This window comes from Streptomyces sp. NPDC006450 (assembly GCF_040612195.1).
In the GTDB taxonomy this organism is placed as follows: domain Bacteria; phylum Actinomycetota; class Actinomycetes; order Streptomycetales; family Streptomycetaceae; genus Streptomyces.
This window is the reverse complement of the sequence record NZ_JBEXPT010000005.1, coordinates 91115-109037: the sequence shown is the minus strand read 5'-3', so window position 1 is coordinate 109037 and position 17923 is coordinate 91115. Positions and strand designations below refer to the sequence as shown.

Below are 17923 nucleotides of genomic sequence, written 5' to 3'. Positions count from 1 at the left end.
CCAGCATGCCCGCCCCGGCCCGCCACGCCGGGCAACGACGGGGGTAACGTCGGGGGGCGTGGCGGGCGCCGGAACGCAGTTACCACTGCACGAGTACGGGGGACCCGCGATGGATGAGCAGCGAAAGGCACGATGTGACGGACCTCCCAGACGACATCGCACGCGTCGGCGTAGTGGGCTGTGGCCAGATGGGCGCGGGCATCGCGGAGGTGTTCGCCCGGAGCGGGCTCGAGGTGATGGTCGCCGAAACCACCGGCGAGGCACTCGAACTCGGGCGGACCCGGCTGCACACCTCTCTGACCAGGGCCGCCGAACGCGGCAAGATCAGCGAGGAGGAGCGGGACGCGACCCTGGCCCGCCTGTCGTTCACCACCGACCTCGGCGAGTTCGCCGACCGCGACCTCGTCATCGAGGCGGTCGTCGAGAACGAGCAGGTCAAGACGGAGATCTTCCAGGTCCTCGACCAGGTGGTCACCCGTCCGGACGCGATCCTCGCCTCCAACACCTCCTCGATCCCGCTGGTCAAGCTGGCCGTCGCGACGTCGCGTCCCGACCAGGTCATCGGCATCCACTTCTTCAACCCGGCCCCCGTGCAGCAGCTCGTCGAGCTGATCCCGGCGCTGACCACGAGCGACGAGACGATCAAGCGCGCCGAGGCACTGGTCGGCGGCGCGCTGGGCAAGCACGCGATCCGCGCCCAGGACCGTTCCGGCTTCGTCGTCAACGCGCTCCTCATCCCGTACCTGCTGTCCGCGATCCGGATGTTCGAGTCCGGCATCGCGAGCCGCGAGGACATCGACAACGGCATGGAGCTGGGCTGTGCCCACCCGATGGGCCCGCTGAAGCTCGCGGACCTCATCGGTCTGGACACGGTGGCCTCGGTGGCCGACTCGATGTACGCGGAGTTCAAGGAGCCCCTGTACGCGGCTCCCCCGCTGCTCCAGCGCATGGTCGACGCCGGCCGCCTCGGCCGCAAGACGGGCTCGGGCTTCTACCCGTACAGCTGACCCGTACGGCCCGCCACCCGCGGCTCAGCCGAGCCGCAAGTGGTGCAGCAACAGCAGCCCGGCCGCCATGTTGGCGGCCGGGACCTCGCCGCGCGCGATCATGTCCGGGACCAGCTTGAGCGGTACCCACTCGCGGCGCGAGGACTCGAAGTCGTCCTCGGGGTGACCGGTGTACGTGGCCCCGTCCGCCCAGTAGAGGTGGTGACGGGCGTCGGTCAGCCCGTTGGACGGTTCGACGGTCATCAGGTGGTGCAGGGGGCCGGGCCGCCAGCCCGACTCCTCCTCCATCTCGCGCGCGGCCGCCCGCTCCACGGACTCCCCGTCCTCGACGACCCCGGCGGGCAGTTCCCAGCCCCAGCTGTCGGTGATGAAGCGGTGGCGCCACAGCAGCAGCACCTCGTTGGCCTCGTTGACGGCCGTGGCGACGGCGACCGGGCGCAGCCGGATGACGAAGTGGTCCAGGTGCCGGCCGTCGGGGAGCTCCACATCGGCGAGATTCACGTCGAACCAGCGGTTCGTGTACACGGTTTGCTCACTCAGGTTCATCCACTGCACGGTTCTGCCACCTTCCGATCGAGTAGGTGGCAACATGGCAGCAGTTCACCCCCGCCCAGGGGAACGCGCAAAGGGCGGCGCAGAGAACGCCACGGGGGATGTCACAGCGGAACGCGCAGCGCCCCGTCGATGAGCTCGGCCGTCTCCTCGGCCCCCGAGCAACCGCTGGTCAGCAGGTGCTCCCGGACGACGCGCAGCCGGTCACGCAGGCGCAACGACTCCATCCCCTTGGCCCGCTCGGCCATTTCGGCCGCCGAGGCGACCGCCTGATCGGCCTCGCCCTGGCGCAGCTGGATCTCGCACAGCATCGCGAGCCGGTGCACCCGGCCCCGGTCGTGCGCGGGGGTCCCGACGGCGGCCGAAGCCTGTTCCCGGGCCGCCCGCAGGTCCCCCAGACCGAGCAGCGCCTCCGCCACCTGTACGTTGACCAGCCCGGGCTGTACGTACCCCGTCTCGTCCGGCTCCGTGCCGGGGCGGATCCGCTCCGCCGCCGCCTCGGCCTTGCGGATGCAGGCCAACGCGGCCGTCGTATCGCCCAGTTGGGCGTAGGCCTTGGCCTGCATGGCGTACAGGTCAGCGGCCAGGGCCGGGGTGGTGTGCCGGCCAGCCGCGCGCAGGGCGGCCTCGGCGAAGGCCACGGCCTGGCGGAACTCCCGCAGGTGCAGGCACTGGTTGACGATCAGCGCGATCACGTACGCCCCGAGCCCCCGGTCCCCGCTCGCCTTGGCGAGGCGCAGGGCCTGGTGGAAGTAGCGCTGGGCCAGCCCGTGCGCGTCCGAGTCGTACGCGCAGATCCCCGCCACGGCCACGAGGGAACCACCGGCCCGGAGCAGGCTGCGGCCGAGTCCGTCGGAGTAGCTGCCGCGCAGCATGGGGGCGGTCTCGGTACCGAGGAAGCGGACGACCCGGTCGCGGGTGGCCACGCCACCGGCCCGGCGGTACATCAGCTCGTAGTGCGCGCGGGCTGCCTTCAGGATCTCCACGTGCTCGGGTCCGACGCGGATCGGCCCCTCGCGGGACACGTCGGCGTCCTCCGGCGGGTTCTCCCACTCCCACACGGGCATCACCGCGGGGGTACCGGTGAGGGCCCCGGCGTCGAGGGGCTGGCGGCCGTTGCCGTCGGAGCGCCACAGGGCGGCGGCGCGGTCGACGAAGCCGCTGAGCGGGGACCCGTTGGGGTCGGCGGGCTGACCGGGCACGCCGAAGCCCACGTCGTCGAGGGAGAGCGGGCGCCGCAGTCGGCCCCCGATGACCTCGCAGATCAGGTCCGGCACCTGGCCGCGGGGGCGCTGGCCCTTCAACCACCGTGCCACGGCGGTGTGTTCGTAGCGCAGGGCCAGTCCGCGTGAGCGGCCAGCCTGGTTCACGTACGCGGCGAGTCCGGCGTGGGACATGCCCGCCTCGGCGAGGAGGGCGTCGAGCAGGGCATTGGGCTGCATGGGCCCCTCCAAGGGCTCGTCGGACCCAGGCTAGTGGGTGCGCGGTTCACACGGGGTGTGAATGCCGTACGCGCATAAATGCGATACGCACCCTGCCGCGGAGGCCCGTCCGAGCGCTTCACTTAAGGGCCTCGCCAAGAGGTAGCCCGGGTCGTCGGCTCCCCCTCGTACAGTGCGACGACCCGCCAACCGCGCCGCCCGTCCTGTTGTCTGCCCGACACTCCACGGCAGGCGGGCGGCGCGCTTCGGCTCCGCCGGGTCCTGGTTGGTCGCCGGGTCCCGGCCGGGCCGGACCGAACGCGGGCCGGGTCCTCCCACCGGGCCCGGCCCGCGTGGTCCCGCCACCGGCCCGCATGGCCGCCGATACCGGCCCGGACGTCCGCGCCCCAGCCGCCCGGACGTCCGCGCCCTCGGCCCCGGGTCCTGTGGGGTGAAGTCCCCTACCCGCCCTTCCACCGTTCCCCGGGCTCCGTCCGGACCCGCACGTGGGCTGCGCAGCGGCACATCCAGCCTCGCCCGCGTTCGAGGCGCGGGGTCGGGGGCGGAGCCCCAGGGAACGGGCGACGGGCGGGCAGGGGACAGCCCCCGCAGGGCGGACCCGCGCCTCGTGCAGCCGGGTGGAACGGGTGAGGGGGTGCACCCCGTGATCGGGATGCACCCCCTCGGTGCCGCAAGGAGCGACGGCTGCGGCTACGCGCCGCGCAGGACCGCCCCGGTCCGCTCGCCCGCCAGCGCGACCGCCGCGTCACGCGCCGCCGTGGACTCCTCGGCGGTCAGCGTCCGGTCGGTCGCACGGAAGCGCAGCGCGTACGCGAGGGACTTCTTGCCCTCGCCCACCTGCTCGCCCTCGTACACGTCGAACAGCCGCAGGGACTCCAGCAGTTCACCGGCGCCCTTGTGCAGCGCGTCCTCGACGGCCGAAGCCGGCACCGACGCGTCGACGATCAGCGCGACGTCCTGGGTCGCCACCGGGAAGGAGGAGATCCGGGGCGCCTGGAGGGCCTCGCCGCCGGCCGCCGCGAGGCGGTCCAGGTCGAGCTCCATGGCGCTGGTGCGGGCCGGCAGGCCCATCGCCTTGACCACGCGCGGGTGCAGTTCGCCGGCGTGGCCGATGACCGTCTCCACCCCGTCCAGGGTGACGAGCAGCTCGGCGCAGCGGCCCGGGTGCCAGGGACCGTACTGGCCCTGGCGCACGACGAGCTCCGCACCGGCCTCGACGGCCAGCGAGCGCGCCGCCTGGACCGCGTCGGCCCAGTCGGCCGGACGGCCCTTGCCCCACCAGCCGGCCTGCTCGCGGGCCCCGGCCAGCACGACCGCGGCGTAGCGCGGCTGCGCAGGCAGGGCCGCGTTCAGGGTGGCGATCTCCTCGTCGGTGGGACGCCGGTCGACGCCGAGGCGTACGGCGACGCCCGGCTGCGCGGCGGCCCGGAAGACCGAGCCGGTCTCGAAGAGGGCGAGGTCGTGGCTGCCCCGGCTGTCGTTGCGGCGCAGCGCGCCGAGCAGACCCGGCAGCAGCGTGGTGCGCAGCGCCGGCTCCTCGTCGGAGATCGGGTTGACCAGCTTGACGACCTGGCGGGAGGCGTCGTGCGCGGGCAGCTGGAGCTGGTCGAAGACGGCCTCGCCCAGGAACGGGTAGCTGAGCGCCTCGACGTAGCCCGCGCCGGCCAGCGCGCGGCCCACCCGGCGGTGCAGCTGCTGCCGGGCGGTCAGACCGCGGCCGGAGGGCACCTGCGGGAGGGTGGAGGGGAGGTTCCCGTAGCCCTCCAGCCGGATGACTTCCTCGGCGAGGTCGTTGGGCTCGGCGAGGTCGGGCCGCCACGAGGGCGCCGTGACGACGAGCTCGTCCTGGCCGTAGACGTCGCAGCCGACCTCCTGCAGGCGGCGTACGACGGTCTCCCGGCCGTACTCCATGCCCGCGACCTTGTCGGGGTGGTCCGCGCTCATCGCGATGGTGCGCGGGGCGCCCGGGGCGGTGAGCTCGGTGACGCCGGCCTCGGCCGTGCCGCCCGCGAGCAGCACGAGCAGGTCGACGGTGCGCTGCGCGGCAGCGGCGGCGGCCTGCGGGTCGACGCCGCGCTCGAAGCGCTTGGAGGCCTCGGAGGACAGCTTGAGGCGGCGGGCGGTGCGCGAGATCGACACGGAGTCGAAGTGCGCGGCCTCCACGATCACGTCGGTGGTGCCGGTGACGGCGCCCGTCTCGGGGTCCGTGACGGAGTCGGCGATCTCGGTGTTGGCGCCGCCCATGACACCGGCGAGCCCGATCGGGCCGCTGTTGTCCGTGATCACCAGGTCCTCGGCGTCGAGCGTGCGCTTGACCCCGTCCAGGGTGGTGAACTTCTCGCCCTGCTCGGCCCGGCGGACGCCGATGGCGCCGTCGATCCGCGAGCGGTCGTAGGCGTGGAGCGGCTGGCCGAGTTCCAGCATCACGTAGTTGGTGACGTCGACGGCGAGCGAGATCGGGCGCATGCCCGCCTTCTGGAGGCGGCGCGTGAGCCAGATCGGGGAGCGCGCCTCGGGGTCGAGACCGGTCACGGTGCGCGCGGTGAAGCGGTCGCAGCCCTGCGGGTCGTCGATCTTGACGGCGTAGCCGTACGAGTTCGGCGCGGGCACGTCGAGCAGCGCCGGGTCGCGCAGCGGCAGGCCGTACGCGGTGGCGGCCTCGCGGGCCACACCGCGCATGGACATGCAGTACCCGCGGTCCGGGGTGATGTCGATGTCGAGGACCTCGTCGACGAGCTCCAGGAGCTTGATCGCGTCGGTGCCGACCTCGTGCTCGTGCGGCAGCACGATGATGCCGTGCGTGCCGTCGTCGCCCATGCCCAGCTCGTCGCCGGAGCAGATCATGCCGTGCGAGGTGCGGCCGTACGTCTCGCGCGCGGCGATCGCGAAGTCGCCGGGCAGCACCGCGCCCGGCAGGACCACGACGACCTTGTCGCCGACGGAGAAGTTCCGGGCGCCGCAGACGATCTCCTGCGGCTCGCCGGTGCCGTTGGCGGCGCCGACGTCGACCGTGCAGAAGCGGATCGGCTTGCGGAAGCCTTCGAGCTCCTCGATGGTCAGCACCTGGCCGACGACGAGCGGGCCCTTGAGCCCGCCGCCGAGCTGCTCGACGGTCTCGACCTCGAGGCCGGCGTCGACGAGCTTGGCCGCGACGTCGCGACCGGTTTCACCCGCGGGGAGGTCGACGTACTCCCGCAGCCAAGAAAGCGGGACCCGCATCAGATCTCCATCCCGAACGGCCGGGTGAAACGGATGTCACCCTCGACCATGTCTCGCATGTCTTCTACGTTGTGGCGGAACATCAGCATCCGCTCGATGCCGAAGCCGAAGGCGAACCCGCTGTACTTCTCCGGGTCCACACCGCAGGCGGTGAGCACCTTCGGGTTGACCATGCCGCAGCCGCCGAGCTCGATCCAGCCCTCGCTGGAGCAGGTGCGGCACGGACGGTCGGGGTTGCCCACCGACGCGCCGCGGCACACGTAGCACTGCATGTCCATCTCGGCGGACGGCTCGGTGAAGGGGAAGAAGTGCGGGCGCAGGCGCGTGGTGGTGCCCTCGCCGAACAGCTCCTGGACCATGTGGTCCATGGTGCCCTTGAGGTCCGCCATGGTCAGGCCCTCGTCCACGGCGAGCAGCTCGACCTGGTGGAAGACCGGGGTGTGCGTCGCGTCGAGCTCGTCGGTGCGGTACACCCGCCCCGGACACACGATGTAGACGGGGGGCTTGCGCTCCAGCAGCGAGCGCGCCTGCACCGGGGAGGTGTGGGTGCGCAGCACGACGCCGGACTCGTCGCCCTCGGTGCCTTCCGGCCCCCGGACGAAGAAGGTGTCCTGCATCTGGCGCGCCGGGTGGTCGGGCGTGAAGTTGAGGGCGTCGAAGTTGAACCACTCCGCCTCGACCTCGGGGCCCTCCGCGACCTCGTACCCCATGCCCACGAAGATGTCCGCGATGCGGTCCATCAGCGTGGTCAGGGGGTGCCGGGCGCCGGCGGGCACGCGGTCGTAGGGCAGCGTGACGTCCACCGCCTCCTCGACCAGCACCCGCTCGTCGCGCTCGGCTTCGAGCGCGACCGTGCGGGCCCCGAAGGCCTTGTTCACGGCGCCTCGGGCCTGGCCCACGAGCTTGCCCGCCGTGGCCTTGGCCTGCGGGGGCAGCGCGCCGATCTCTCGGTTGGCGAGCGCCAGGGGCGAGCGGTCGCCCATGTGCGCGGTCTTCGCCTCCCGAAGTTCGTCGAGGTCACCGGCGGCGGCGAAGGCGGCGAGCGCCTCGTCCCGCATGCGCTCGATCTCTTCCGGTTTCAGTGCCTCGACCTCGACAGGGTCGTACGACTTGTTCGGTGCCGACATCTCTTCCCGTACTTCCGATGGCTGGCTGGTGGTCCCCCGCGCGACGCGCAGGACGCGCTCGGCACTAGGACACAAAGGTGCCAAAGGTCGAGTCTAAAGGTCGCCGGGGGTGAAGGAGCCCGTGGGCCGCCTGGCGAGACGCTCCGCAGGTCTACTGCGTGAGGTACGCCGGGGCGCCGACGGGCAGGATAAATCGGAACTCGGCGCCGCCGCCGGGGCCGCGGCCGACCGTGATGGTGCCGCCGTGGGCTTCGACGATGCCTTTGACGATGTAGAGGCCCAGGCCCGTGCCACCGCGCTTGCTGCCCCGCCAGAAGCGGGTGAAGACGCGCTTCATCGACTCTTCGGGGATTCCGGGGCCCTCGTCGGTCACGGTGACGGCGGTTCCCTTCTCGGTCTTCCCCGCGGCGTTCGCGAAGCTGGTCGGCGTCACGTCGATGGTGACGGTTCCCTCGCCGTGCCGCACCGCATTTTCGAGCAGGTTGCCGAGGATCTGGTCGATTTTGTCCGGGTCCGCCCACAAGTCGGGCAGTGGCCTGCTCACACTGACCAGGAACCGCTCCGGGGCCTGCCCGTTCGCGGTGAGAGCCTGGACGTGGCGGCCCACGGCCGTGGAGATGTCGACCGGCTGGCGGCGCACCTCCAGGCGGCCGGAGTCGATGCGTGAGATGTCCAGGAGCTCGGCGATGAGCCGGGTGACACGGTTCGCGTCGGCGTCGACGGTCTCCAGCATCAATCGCTTCTGGTCGTCGGTGAACCGCTCCCACTTGGCGAGCAGGGTCGCCGTGAACCCCTTCACGGAGGTGAGCGGGGAGCGCAGTTCGTGCGCGACGGTGGCGATCAGTTCGGCGTGGCTGCGCTCGGTGCGCCGCCTGGCCTCGGTGCCGCGCAGGGTGACCACGAGCCGGCGCACCGGGCCCTTGGGGTGGGTGCGCACGTACCGGGCGGAGACGAGCACCTCGCGGCCGCCGGGGAGCAGCAGGTTGCGCTCGGGCTGTCCGCGCCGGGTGGCGAGGCCTCCGTAGGGGTCGGTCAGCGTCCACCAGCGGCGGCCTTCGAGGTCCTCCAGCGGGAGTGCGTGCTCGATCCCCAGGCCCAGGGCCTCGCCCGCCACGAGGGCGGTGATCCGGGCGGCGGCGGAGTTGAAGCAGATGACCCGGCCGGTGGCGTCGGCGACGACCAGCCCGTCGGGCAGGTCGTCGGGGTCGATCCCGAGCGCGGCGTACTCGTCGGGCCCGTCCGGGTCCTCCGGCGGACCCGCTGCGGCGGGGCCTGCGGGGCTCGCGGGCGCGGGCCGGGCCTGCGGGGGCGGGGCCGGGGCTCCCTGGGGCTGCTGCACGGGCAGCCGGGCGGCGGGGGCGGCCATCTGGGACACGGTCGCCAGGGCCGGTGCGCCGGCCGCCCTGGCGGCACCTGGCGAGCTGTTCGTACCGACGGTCATGTCCCCGTACCCCACATCTCCGAGTACCACAGTGGGCCCCCCGGGCCGCCACATTACTAGCTGGGGGTCACGGAGCGGCACCCTCCGGGCGCCCGCTGTGCACGCGCGGAGGCGTACAGGCACACGGCGGCGGCCGTGGCGAGGTTCAGACTCTCGGCCTTTCCGTGGATCGGGACCCGTACGACGGCGTCCGCGAGCGCCCTGGTCTCCTCGGGCAGGCCCCAGGCCTCGTTGCCGAAGATCCAGGCCGACGGGGTGCCCATGGTGCCCGCGTCGAGCTCGGCGTCGAGGTCGTCGGTGCCGGCCCCGTCGGCGGCGAGGATCCGCGCGCCGGCCGCGCGCAGCCCCTCGACGGCCTGCTCCACGGGCACGCCGACGGCCACCGGGAGGTGGAAGAGGGAGCCCACGGAGGCGCGTACCGACTTGGGGTTGTACAGGTCCACGGAGGCGTCGGTCAGCACGACGGCGTCGGCTCCGGCTGCGTCCGCGCAGCGCAGCACCGTACCGGCGTTGCCGGGGTCGCGGACGTGCGCGAGGACGGCGACGAGCTTGGGCCGGGCCTTCAGGATCTCCTCGAACGGGGAGTCGAGGAAGTGGCAGACGCCGACCAGCCCTTGCGGGGTGACGGTCTGGGAGACCTCCGCGAGCACTTCGTCGGAGGCGTAGTGGACGCGTGCTCCGGCGGCGTGCGCGGCGTCGACGATGTCGGCGTAGCGCTCGGCGGCCTCCACGGTCGCGAACAGCTCGATCAGCGTGGACTCGCCGCCGGCGCCGCGGTGCTCCGCCGCCTCGCGCACGGCCTGCGGGCCCTCGGCGATGAAGCGGCGCTCCTTGGTACGGAAATTGCGTCGCGCCAGTCGCCTGGCGGCGGCCACCCGGGTGGACCGGGGGGAGATCAGCTCGGCGGGGGTGCCCATGGCGGTCGGCTCGCTTCCGTACGTACAGCGCGTGGAACTGGTGGGTCAACGCACCGGACCCGCAGGCGCGAGGCCTGCGGGTCCGGGCAAGTTACTGCAGCCTTGACGGCGTGCTGCCTAGGCAGCGACCTTCGGGGCGTTGATGTCGGCCGGGAGGGCCTTCTGCGCGACCTCGACCAGCGCGGCGAACGCGTTGGCGTCGTTGACGGCCAGCTCGGCGAGGATCTTGCGGTCCACCTCGATGTTGGCGGCGTTCAGACCCTGGATGAGGCGGTTGTACGTCATGCCGTTCTGACGGGCAGCGGCGTTGATGCGCTGGATCCACAGCCGACGGAAGTCGCCCTTGCGCTTCTTGCGGTCGTTGAAGTTGTAGACCAGGGAGTGGGTGACCTGCTCCTTGGCCTTGCGGTACAGGCGCGAACGCTGACCGCGGTAGCCCTTGGCCGCCTCGAGGATTGCCCGGCGCTTCTTGTGCGCGTTTACTGCCCGCTTGACGCGTGCCACTTTGTACTCCTTGTAGCGGGGCCGTGGAAGTCTTCACACGGCCCGAATTCGATGGGGTCCCGGTCTTGACGTGCTCCCGCTCCCGGAAGGGGAGCGGAGGACGTCACTTGCCGAGAAGCTTCTTGATCTTCGCGGCGTCGCCGGGGGCCATCTCCGCGGTGCCGGTCAGGCGGCGGGTGACACGGGACGACTTGTGCTCGAGCAGGTGGCGCTTGCCGGCGCGCTCGCGGAGCACCTTGCCGGAGCCGGTGATCTTGAAGCGCTTCTTGGTACCGGAGTGCGTCTTGTTCTTCGGCATGGCGCCGTTATCTCCTCGTCGGTGGCGCCCCCACCGGCCCTGGTGGGGGGCCGGCTCACGGGAGCGTCATGTTGTATCGGTGATCCGAGACGGGCTGCCTCGGAATCAGGCCTGGGCAGACGTCTCGTCGGAGGCGGCTGCCTCGTCGGTGCCTGCCTCGGCTGCGTCGGTCGCCTCGTCGGAGGCGTCCTCGGCGTCGACGTCATCGGCTTCGAGTGCCGCGTTCTCCGCCTCGAGCGCGGCATCGTCGGCCTGGGCCTCGTCACCGCTCTCGTCGCTGACCGCAACACCCTGGCGCTCGGCCTTGCGGGCGGCCTGCGCCTCGCGGGCTTCGGCCATCGCCTCGGTCTTCTTCTTGTGCGGACCGAGAACCATGATCATGTTTCGGCCGTCCTGCTTCGGGTTCGACTCGATGAACCCGAGGTCCTCGACGTCCGAAGCCAGACGCTGCAGCAGTCGGTAGCCGAGTTCCGGCCTGGACTGCTCGCGACCGCGGAACATGATCGTGATCTTGACCTTGTCGCCCTGCTTGAGGAACCGAACGACGTGACCCTTCTTGGTGTCATAGTCGTGCGGGTCGATCTTCGGCCGGAGCTTCATTTCCTTGATGACCGTGTGCGCCTGGTTCTTGCGCGCCTCACGGGCCTTCATGGCCGATTCGTACTTGAACTTGCCGTAGTCCATGAGCTTGCAGACCGGCGGGCGTGCGGACGCCGCGACCTCGACCAGGTCGAGGTCGTACTCCTGCGCGAGCTCAAGCGCCTTGGCAAGCGGCACGATGCCGACCTGCTCGCCACTCGGGCCGACGAGTCGTACCTCGGGAACGCGAATCCGGTCGTTGATGCGGGGCTCGGTGCTGATGGATCCTCCTCGGTAGCACCACACGGCTGCCTGGAGGACAGCCGCTGACGTTTTTCCGTCAGACCGACCGCGGCGGGAAATACAAAAAGCCCCGCCGGGCACAGACGAGGGCTCCAATACAACCGGAGCACCGTCGCGTGCGAACCGCGGGGCGCAAAATCGGGCAGCTTTCCATCGTCCGTACGGAACGATGGATACCACCTGACCGGTGACCCGCCTCCCGTGAGGGTGGCTGGGTGGGAGAATCGGAGCCTCCACTTGTGGGCCGGGCACATACGTGTCCGGCCGGTCGAAGTACATACTAGCACCCGCGTTGCAAGCCCGCCGCACGGCATATCGTGGGGCACATGACTGACGCGACGCCCTCCGCTTCCCCCTCCGCATCCGCGGCCGCTCCCGACTACGACGACCTGACCCGCGACATCGCGGACGTGCCGGCCGTCGAGGTCATCACCACGGTGGCCGTCCACCTGCTCAGCGCGGCGGCGGTCAACCTCGGCCTGGACAAGCCGGACTCCGAGTACAAGGACCTCGACGAGGCCCGCAAGCTGATCACCGCCCTGGCCGGCCTGGTCACCGCGAGCGCCACCGAGATCAGCTCCTTCCACGCCGCCCCGCTGCGCGACGGCCTGAAGTCCCTCCAGCTGGCCTTCCGCGAGGCCTCCCTGGTGCAGGACGAGCCGGGCCAGGGTCCGGGCGAGAAGTTTACGGGTCCCGTCTACGCGTAAGCGCGGAAGCGCAAACAGCCGGAAACGGTCGGAAACAGAACGCGAAAGGGCGCCTCCCGGTACCGGGGAGGCGCCCTTTCGCCGTACCAGGGGTCAGCGCGTGAAGAGCGGTTCGCCCGGCGGGACCGGGGCCCCCTCCGGGAGCAGCGCCAGGTCCAGTCCGCCTACGAGGCGTGCGCGCAGGGTCTCGTCGGCCGCCAGCGCCTCGGCCACCCGGCGGGCCGCCGCAGCGGCCTGCGGGCCGGCCGCCAGCACGATCGCCAGGGTCCCGTCGGCGTCCGCGCCGCCCGGGCCCAGGTACGCGCCGAGTACGGCCGGCTCGGCGGTCACGACGGCCCGTACGGCCTCGCGCACGGCGGGGTCGGCGAGCGGGCCGGCGTCCGTGCGGCCCTCGGCGAGCGCGAGCAGCGCGGAGCCCGCGAGCTGGTACGGGACCGGCCCGGACAGGTCCAGCACGATGGTGTCGGCCTTCTCGTGCGCGGCGGCGGCCAGCGCCTGGTGCAGCGGCACCGCCACCGGACGGGCGGCCGGGTCCCACAGGGCCAGCGAGGCGATGGAGGTGAAGGCGGGCAGCGCCCGCCGGTCCCCCGCCCGCAGGGTGGGGACGGCCATGTCGCTGGTCTTCTCGCGCTTGAGCCCGGTCTCGGGGTCGGTCTCGACCTCGCCGAGGACCGCGACGACGGGAACCAGCAGGCGGGCGTCCTTGAGGGCCGCCAGCACCCGGGGCTCCTCGGCTCTGTCCTCGGCCCAGGCGGCCAGGGCCGCGCTCAGCCGGGGGTCGGCGGAGCCGTCGTCGTCGGAGAAACCGGGGTCGGGGATGTTTTTGTCTGCCACAGTTCCCCGAGCCTATCCCGCGTCGGGATCCTGCCGTCCGGTCCGGGCCCGCCGGGCCAGTACGCAGGCCGCGGCGAGCAGTGCCAGCCCCGCGGCCACGCCCGCCGGAGCTCCGAAGCGGGCCCGGAGCCCGGGGCCCGCCGCCGGGTCGGGACCGGGGCCGAAGTAGGGGTCGGCGGCTGCGACGGGTGCGGGCAGCACCGGCTCGGGGGACATCTCGTCGGCGGCCTGGAGGGCGGCGACGGGGTCCACCAGGCCGAAGCCGCGGGAGTCGTCGCGGCCGCCGGGCGGGGAACTGGAGGCCGTGTCCTCCAGCAGGTTCTTGATCTGCGCCGGGGACAGGTCGGGGTGGGCGGCCTTGACCAGGGCGACGGCGCCGGAGACGAAGGCGGAGGCGGCGCTGGTGCCCCAGCCCTCGTAGTAGGAGCGGTCGGGGTCGGCGATGACCACGCCGACGCCCGGGGCGCTGACGGTCGCGTACCAGCTGCGGGTGGAGAAGGACGCCTTCTTGTTCTTCCGGTCGACGGCCGTGACCGCGATGACCCCGGGGTAGGCGGCCGGGTAGGAGATGCGGTCCCCCGCCTTGCCGCCGTTGCCCGCGGAGGCGACGACGACCACGCCCTTGGCCAGGGCGTACTGGACGGCCTCGTCCTCGGCGGCCTCGTGGTGGGCGGAGCTGCTGTCGTCGCCGAGCGAGAGGTTGATCACGTCGGCTCCGTGGTCGGCGGCCCAGCGGATGCCCTCGGCGAGGGCGCCGCCCTTGGTGTCGCGGGCCTTGTCGCGGCCGGGGTCGCCCTCTTCCAGGATCACCCGGACCGGGAGGATCTTGGCTTCCGGGGCGATGCCGAGGACGCCGCCCAGGCCGAGGGAGCCGTGGCCGTGCCCGGCGATGATCCCGGCCATGGCGGTGCCGTGGCGGGCCCAGGCGCGGTCGCCGCGTACGGCGCCGATGCCGACGAGGTCGACGCCCTCCAGGACCTGGCCGGTCAGGTCGGGGTGGGTCGGGTCGACCCCGGTGTCGAGGACGGCCACGGTGACCCCGTCGCCCTTGGTGGTGCCCCAGGCCTCCTCGGCGCGCAGGGCCATCAGCCCCCACTGCCGGTCGCGGATGGCGTCGGCCGCGGCCGGCGGCGCGGCGGTGACGGCGAACAGGGCCCCGAGGGCGAGGGCCGCCGGGAACAGGGCGCGGCGGGTCATCGGGCGGCCTCCGGGGTCCCGGCCGGGGCCTGTGACGGCTGCGGGGCCGGCGGGGTGGGCGAGGGCTCCGCGGCCGGCCGCACCGGCTTGCCCGGCGGGGAGGTCGCGAGGGTGCGCAGGGTGCCTTCCACCAGATCGGCGACGGCCTTGGCCTCGTGGCCGAGGCCCGCCTGGGCCACGCGTCCGCGGGCGTCCTCGGCCATCTTGTCCTCCGCGGGGCTGGGGGCGTTGAGGCGGCGGCCGTCGGCGAAGGCGGAGACGGTGTAGACGACGACCGGGGCTTCGGCCAGCACGGAGGCGGTCCAGGCGCCGCGGCGGTTGTCGGGGAATCCGTAGCCGGTCGGGGCGGTCAGCCGGCCGCGCAGCGAGTCCATGGCCGCGGGCTCGGCGGGGGTGAAGACCATGCCGACGGTGACCAGGGAACTGCGGGTGGCGTCGGTGTAGGTGGCGCGGAGCACGCGGGTGCACCCGGTCGCGGAGAACAGGGTCTGCCAGTCGGCGCCGAGCGCCTCCGGGCAGCCGGCGTCGGCGGCGGGGGTGATGCGGGTCCACGTGCGGTCGGCGCCGCCCGGCCCGGCGTCCTGGCCGTCGAGCACGGGCGGGAACAGGGTGTCGACGGGGGTGCTGTGCCAGAGGGAGGCGGCCTTGCGGTAGGCCTCGGCGGGGTCCACGGGCCGGTGCGCGGCCTGGTGGTCGGAGACGGCCTGGTAGCCGGCCGCGCCGGTGAGACCGAGGCCGAGGAGGCCGCACAGGGCGGCGGCGAGGACCGTTCCCGGGCGTCGCCGTGGCGGTACCGGGACCCGGTCGGGCGTGGTCAGGACCCCGCCGTGCGGTGTGGACGTAGTCATCCGGCGGCTCAGCCCCCCGTTCCCGTCGGCTGCCTGCCCCTACTTTACGCGCCCGCCAGCGCCTGGACGTCGGCCGGGGAGGAGCGGCACCCAACCGATGCGAACTGACGCCTCCCTGCCCAAATGGGGCATCCGGAGGCCGGGGCCCCGGTGTGACCGGAGCGGCCGCCCAGACCTCTGACCTGGCAGGGCGTCCGCCGGCCTCCGTGAACCCCCTACCCACGAGTACACCCATCTGGCAGGCTGCCGCCCATGAACTCCCCCGCCGCCGACCGGGCCCGTTACGACCGGGCCACCGCCCATCTCGACGCTCCGCTCGCCCTCGTGGATCTCGACGCGTTCGACGCCAACGCCGACGATCTCGTGCGTCGCGCCGGCGGGAAGCCGGTCCGGGTGGCGAGCAAGTCCGTACGGTGCCGTGCGCTGCTCGAACGGGTCCTGGCGCGGCCCGGGTTCGCCGGGATCATGTCCTACACCCTCGCCGAGTCGATCTGGCTGGCCCGTTCGGGCTTCGACGACGTGCTGCTCGCCTACCCGTCCGCCGACCGGGCCGGCTTCGCCGAGCTCGCCGCCGATCCGAAGCTGGCCGGCGCGGTCACCGTGATGGTCGACGACCTCGCACAACTGGAACTCGTGGACCGGGCCCGCGACGGCGGCGGCCAGGAGATCCGGGTGTGCCTGGAACTGGACACCGCCCTGCACCTCTTCGGCGGCAGGATGCGCGTCGGCGCCCTCCGCTCCCCGCTGCGCGAGCCCGCCCAGCTCGCCGAGCTGGCCCGCGCGGTGAGCGCCCGGCCCGGGTTCCGGGTGGTCGGGCTGATGGGCTACGAGGGCCACGTGGCCGGGGTCGGCGACGCGCTCGCGGGGCGTCCGCTGAGGTCGCGCGCCATCCGGCTGATGCAGAGCGCGGCCCGCAAGGAGCTGGCCGGCCGCCGGGCAGAGGCCGTACGGGCCGTGCGCGCGGTGGTCCCGGACCTCGAGTTCGTCAACGGCGGCGGCACCGGCAGCGTCCAGCAGACCGCCGCCGAGGACGCCGTCACCGAGATCGCCGCCGGGTCGGGGCTGTACGTACCGCGGCTGTTCGACAACTACACCTCGTTCAGCGGCCGTCCGGCGGCGCTCTTCGCCCAGCCGGTGGTCCGCCGGCCCGGCGTCGGGGTCGTCACGGTGCTCGGCGGCGGGTACCCGGCTTCCGGCGCGCCCGGCGCGGACCGGCTGCCGGTGCCGTACCTCCCCGAGGGGCTGCGCTACGACCCGCAGGAGGGGGCCGGCGAGGTGCAGACCCCGCTGCTCGGCAGCCCGGCCGACGATCTGCTGATCGGCGACCGGGTCTGGTTCCGGCACGCGAAGGCCGGTGAACTGTGCGAGCGCTTCGACGCGTTGCACCTGGTCCAGGGCGACCGGGTGACGGCCACCGCCCCGACCTACCGGGGCGAGGGCCGCACCTTCCTGTAGGCGTCTGGGCCTGTCGGCCCCGGGGCCGGCGGGAAGCCGGTCAGAAGACGGTGTCCGTCTGGTCCGGGATGACGCCGGCGTCATCCCGGAGCACGGGCCCCGGGGTGCCGTCGCGGCCGGTGAAGCCGGTGGTCGCGCACGGGTACGGCGTGGCCTTCTGCTTCTTGGGCTGGATGAACATCGGGTTCACGATCCACTTGCCGTCGCTGTTGTCGTAGGCGCGGCACATCAGCTCGTTCTTGTTGCGGTTGACGACGAGCCGCAGCGCGGTCGCGTCCCGCAGGAACGAGATGTCGGTGTCGGAGTCGCCCGCGGCGAACACCTGACGGCGGGCGGCCGGACGGACCTTCTCGGCCGCGGCGCCGCGGACCCCGAAGATCTCCTTGTTGATCCAGCAGCGCTTGCCGTCGATGTACGTGATCATCGTGTCGGCGCCGTCCGCGACGGAACCGCAGCCCTGCAGGTGGGAGGTGAACTTCCCGCCGTACGTAGTGGTGTTGCGGATGCCGATGACGTGCCCGGCGTCGATGCCGACGCCCTCCGCCCACACCTCGACGACCGGCTGCGGCGAGGCCGAGCTGATCCAGACGTCGAAGCCGGCCTTCCGCAGCGCGCCGATGAGCTCCTTCTGCTGGTCGTAGTAGCGCACCCAGCCCGTGACGGTGGAGCTGCCGACCTGCTGCCCGGCGCCGACGGGGGCGGCCAGGTTCTCGGCCCGCGCGGCGGCCGTGAAGCCGCGGACCTCGCGCGCGGTCCAGCCCTGCATGAGCTGCGGCAGCCAGGCGTATGCGGGCTCGAACGTACGGCGGTCCCAGCCTGCGAATGCGGGGGCGGCCGCGCGCGTGGCGGCGGTGCCGTAGACGGCGTTGATCTCGTCGGCGCAGCCGGCGCCCTCGGGGGTGCCGGTGGGCAGCGGGGCGCCGGGCTTCGCGAGGGTGCCGCAGGCCTCGGCCAGGGCCTGGGCGGCGGCCGGGGTGAGGTGGCGGCTGGTGCTGCTCCAGTCGCCGGCGGCGGGCTGGCGGATCTTGCCGTTGCGCAGCAGCCAGAACATCTGCGCGTCGCCCACGTCGTTCTTGACGACGGTGTTGTCCCAGTCGAAGACGGCGACGGGCCTGGTCCGGTTCGGCCGGTACGGGTTGCACGTCCCGTAGTCGTCGATGAGCTGCTGGAGCCGGGCCCGGTTGTCCCCGTACCAGGCCGCCTTGAGTTCGGGGGTCGTGCAGGGTGCGCCGGGGCGGTCCGCCTGGGCGGCGGGTGCGGCGGCCACGAGGGTTCCGGCGGCTATCGCGGCGGCGGCGCCGACGGCCTGGATCCGTCGGACGGAACTGAGTCGGGTCACTGAGGTGGACTCTCCTGGTTCTCTCACGATCACGGTCGGGATCGTCGCGGACGGTGGAGCACGGCAGCCGGGGGGCGTGGGTCGCCCGGCGGCCGGGGGGGGGGTGGGGGGGTGTAGTGTAGAGAGGAGTGTAGTACGCGGCGGAGATTGCGCC

Annotated in this window: 16 protein-coding genes; 3 read left to right on the top strand and 13 right to left on the bottom strand. The window is 72.9% G+C overall.

Annotated features, from left to right (window positions below):
- The first annotated feature begins 113 nt into the window (after positions 1-113).
- The gene (locus ABZY57_RS03830; protein WP_356507794.1) at positions 114-1007 is read left to right on the top strand and encodes a 3-hydroxybutyryl-CoA dehydrogenase; all 894 of its coding nucleotides are present in this window, start codon (positions 114-116) and stop codon (positions 1005-1007) included.
- A 24-nt stretch (positions 1008-1031) separates the two neighbouring features.
- On the opposite strand, the gene ABZY57_RS03825 is transcribed toward ABZY57_RS03830, so the two are convergent.
- From ABZY57_RS03825 to infC, 9 genes are all read right to left on the bottom strand, one after another.
- Positions 1032-1562 (bottom strand): NUDIX hydrolase, encoded by a 531-nt coding sequence (locus ABZY57_RS03825; protein ID WP_356507792.1) that lies wholly within the window; start codon positions 1560-1562, stop codon positions 1032-1034.
- A 101-nt stretch (positions 1563-1663) separates the two neighbouring features.
- Entirely contained in the window at positions 1664-3001 is a 1338-nt protein-coding gene (locus ABZY57_RS03820) for a transcriptional regulator (protein WP_356507790.1), read from the bottom strand.
- Between the two features lie 690 nt (positions 3002-3691).
- Positions 3692-6220: a phenylalanine--tRNA ligase subunit beta gene (pheT, locus tag ABZY57_RS03815; RefSeq protein ID WP_356507788.1), complete on the bottom strand. Its 2529-nt coding sequence runs from the start codon at positions 6218-6220 to the stop codon at positions 3692-3694.
- Positions 6220-7347: a phenylalanine--tRNA ligase subunit alpha gene (gene pheS / locus ABZY57_RS03810; protein WP_356507786.1), complete on the bottom strand. Its 1128-nt coding sequence runs from the start codon at positions 7345-7347 to the stop codon at positions 6220-6222. Before pheS ends, pheT begins: the two co-directional genes overlap by 1 nt.
- A gap of 151 nt (positions 7348-7498) precedes the next feature.
- Positions 7499-8788, bottom strand: coding sequence for an ATP-binding protein (locus ABZY57_RS03805; protein WP_356507784.1), 1290 nt, complete (start codon positions 8786-8788; stop codon positions 7499-7501).
- Between the two features lie 56 nt (positions 8789-8844).
- Complete coding sequence (locus ABZY57_RS03800) at positions 8845-9705, bottom strand: RNA methyltransferase (RefSeq protein WP_356507782.1); 861 nt, start codon at positions 9703-9705, stop codon at positions 8845-8847.
- Positions 9706-9822: 117 nt separating this feature from the next.
- Complete coding sequence (gene rplT / locus ABZY57_RS03795; protein WP_356507780.1) at positions 9823-10209, bottom strand: 50S ribosomal protein L20; 387 nt, start codon at positions 10207-10209, stop codon at positions 9823-9825.
- A gap of 103 nt (positions 10210-10312) precedes the next feature.
- Positions 10313-10507 carry a 50S ribosomal protein L35 gene (gene rpmI / locus ABZY57_RS03790; protein ID WP_030157249.1) on the bottom strand — a complete coding sequence of 65 codons (195 nt, stop codon included), beginning with the start codon at positions 10505-10507 and terminating at the stop codon, positions 10313-10315.
- A gap of 105 nt (positions 10508-10612) precedes the next feature.
- Positions 10613-11392: a translation initiation factor IF-3 gene (gene infC / locus ABZY57_RS03785; protein ID WP_356507778.1), complete on the bottom strand. Its 780-nt coding sequence runs from the start codon at positions 11390-11392 to the stop codon at positions 10613-10615.
- 323 nt (positions 11393-11715) lie between these two features.
- Between infC and ABZY57_RS03780 the strand changes: the two genes are divergently transcribed.
- A complete protein-coding gene (locus ABZY57_RS03780; protein ID WP_356507776.1) occupies positions 11716-12096 on the top strand; it encodes a DUF1844 domain-containing protein in 381 nt (126 codons plus the stop codon).
- A gap of 93 nt (positions 12097-12189) precedes the next feature.
- On the opposite strand, the gene ABZY57_RS03775 is transcribed toward ABZY57_RS03780, so the two are convergent.
- From ABZY57_RS03775 to ABZY57_RS03765, 3 genes are read right to left on the bottom strand one after another with little or no spacing between them, the layout of a single operon-like run.
- Positions 12190-12930, bottom strand: coding sequence for an SseB family protein (locus ABZY57_RS03775; RefSeq protein WP_356507774.1), 741 nt, complete (start codon positions 12928-12930; stop codon positions 12190-12192).
- A 12-nt stretch (positions 12931-12942) separates the two neighbouring features.
- The gene (gene mycP / locus ABZY57_RS03770; RefSeq protein ID WP_356507772.1) at positions 12943-14127 is read right to left on the bottom strand and encodes a type VII secretion-associated serine protease mycosin; all 1185 of its coding nucleotides are present in this window, start codon (positions 14125-14127) and stop codon (positions 12943-12945) included.
- Entirely contained in the window at positions 14124-14975 is an 852-nt protein-coding gene (locus ABZY57_RS03765; RefSeq protein ID WP_356507770.1) for a hypothetical protein, read from the bottom strand. The genes mycP and ABZY57_RS03765 overlap by 4 nt, the downstream gene beginning before the upstream one ends.
- Before the next feature lie 252 nt (positions 14976-15227).
- Here ABZY57_RS03765 and ABZY57_RS03760 point away from each other — a divergent pair, with 252 nt between their 5' ends.
- Complete coding sequence (locus ABZY57_RS03760; protein ID WP_356507768.1) at positions 15228-16430, top strand: amino acid deaminase/aldolase; 1203 nt, start codon at positions 15228-15230, stop codon at positions 16428-16430.
- Positions 16431-16470: 40 nt separating this feature from the next.
- Here ABZY57_RS03760 and ABZY57_RS03755 read toward each other — a convergent pair whose 3' ends face one another.
- The gene (locus ABZY57_RS03755) at positions 16471-17769 is read right to left on the bottom strand and encodes a haloacid dehalogenase-like hydrolase (RefSeq protein ID WP_356507766.1); all 1299 of its coding nucleotides are present in this window, start codon (positions 17767-17769) and stop codon (positions 16471-16473) included.
- Positions 17770-17923: the final 154 nt, after the last annotated feature.

Coding starts and splice junctions, on each gene's coding strand:
- pheT (WP_356507788.1), bottom strand. CDS start 6,220: ATGCGGGTCCCGCTTTCTTGGCTGCGGGAGTACGTCGACCTCCCCGCG.
- ABZY57_RS03800 (WP_356507782.1), bottom strand. CDS start 9,705: ATGGGCACCCCCGCCGAGCTGATCTCCCCCCGGTCCACCCGGGTGGCC.
- ABZY57_RS03820 (WP_356507790.1), bottom strand. CDS start 3,001: ATGCAGCCCAATGCCCTGCTCGACGCCCTCCTCGCCGAGGCGGGCATG.
- mycP (WP_356507772.1), bottom strand. CDS start 14,127: ATGACCCGCCGCGCCCTGTTCCCGGCGGCCCTCGCCCTCGGGGCCCTG.
- ABZY57_RS03765 (WP_356507770.1), bottom strand. CDS start 14,975: ATGACTACGTCCACACCGCACGGCGGGGTCCTGACCACGCCCGACCGG.
- ABZY57_RS03830 (WP_356507794.1), top strand. CDS start 114: ATGAGCAGCGAAAGGCACGATGTGACGGACCTCCCAGACGACATCGCA.
- ABZY57_RS03805 (WP_356507784.1), bottom strand. CDS start 8,788: ATGACCGTCGGTACGAACAGCTCGCCAGGTGCCGCCAGGGCGGCCGGC.
- ABZY57_RS03780 (WP_356507776.1), top strand. CDS start 11,716: ATGACTGACGCGACGCCCTCCGCTTCCCCCTCCGCATCCGCGGCCGCT.
- pheS (WP_356507786.1), bottom strand. CDS start 7,347: ATGTCGGCACCGAACAAGTCGTACGACCCTGTCGAGGTCGAGGCACTG.
- rpmI (WP_030157249.1), bottom strand. CDS start 10,507: ATGCCGAAGAACAAGACGCACTCCGGTACCAAGAAGCGCTTCAAGATC.
- ABZY57_RS03760 (WP_356507768.1), top strand. CDS start 15,228: ATGAACTCCCCCGCCGCCGACCGGGCCCGTTACGACCGGGCCACCGCC.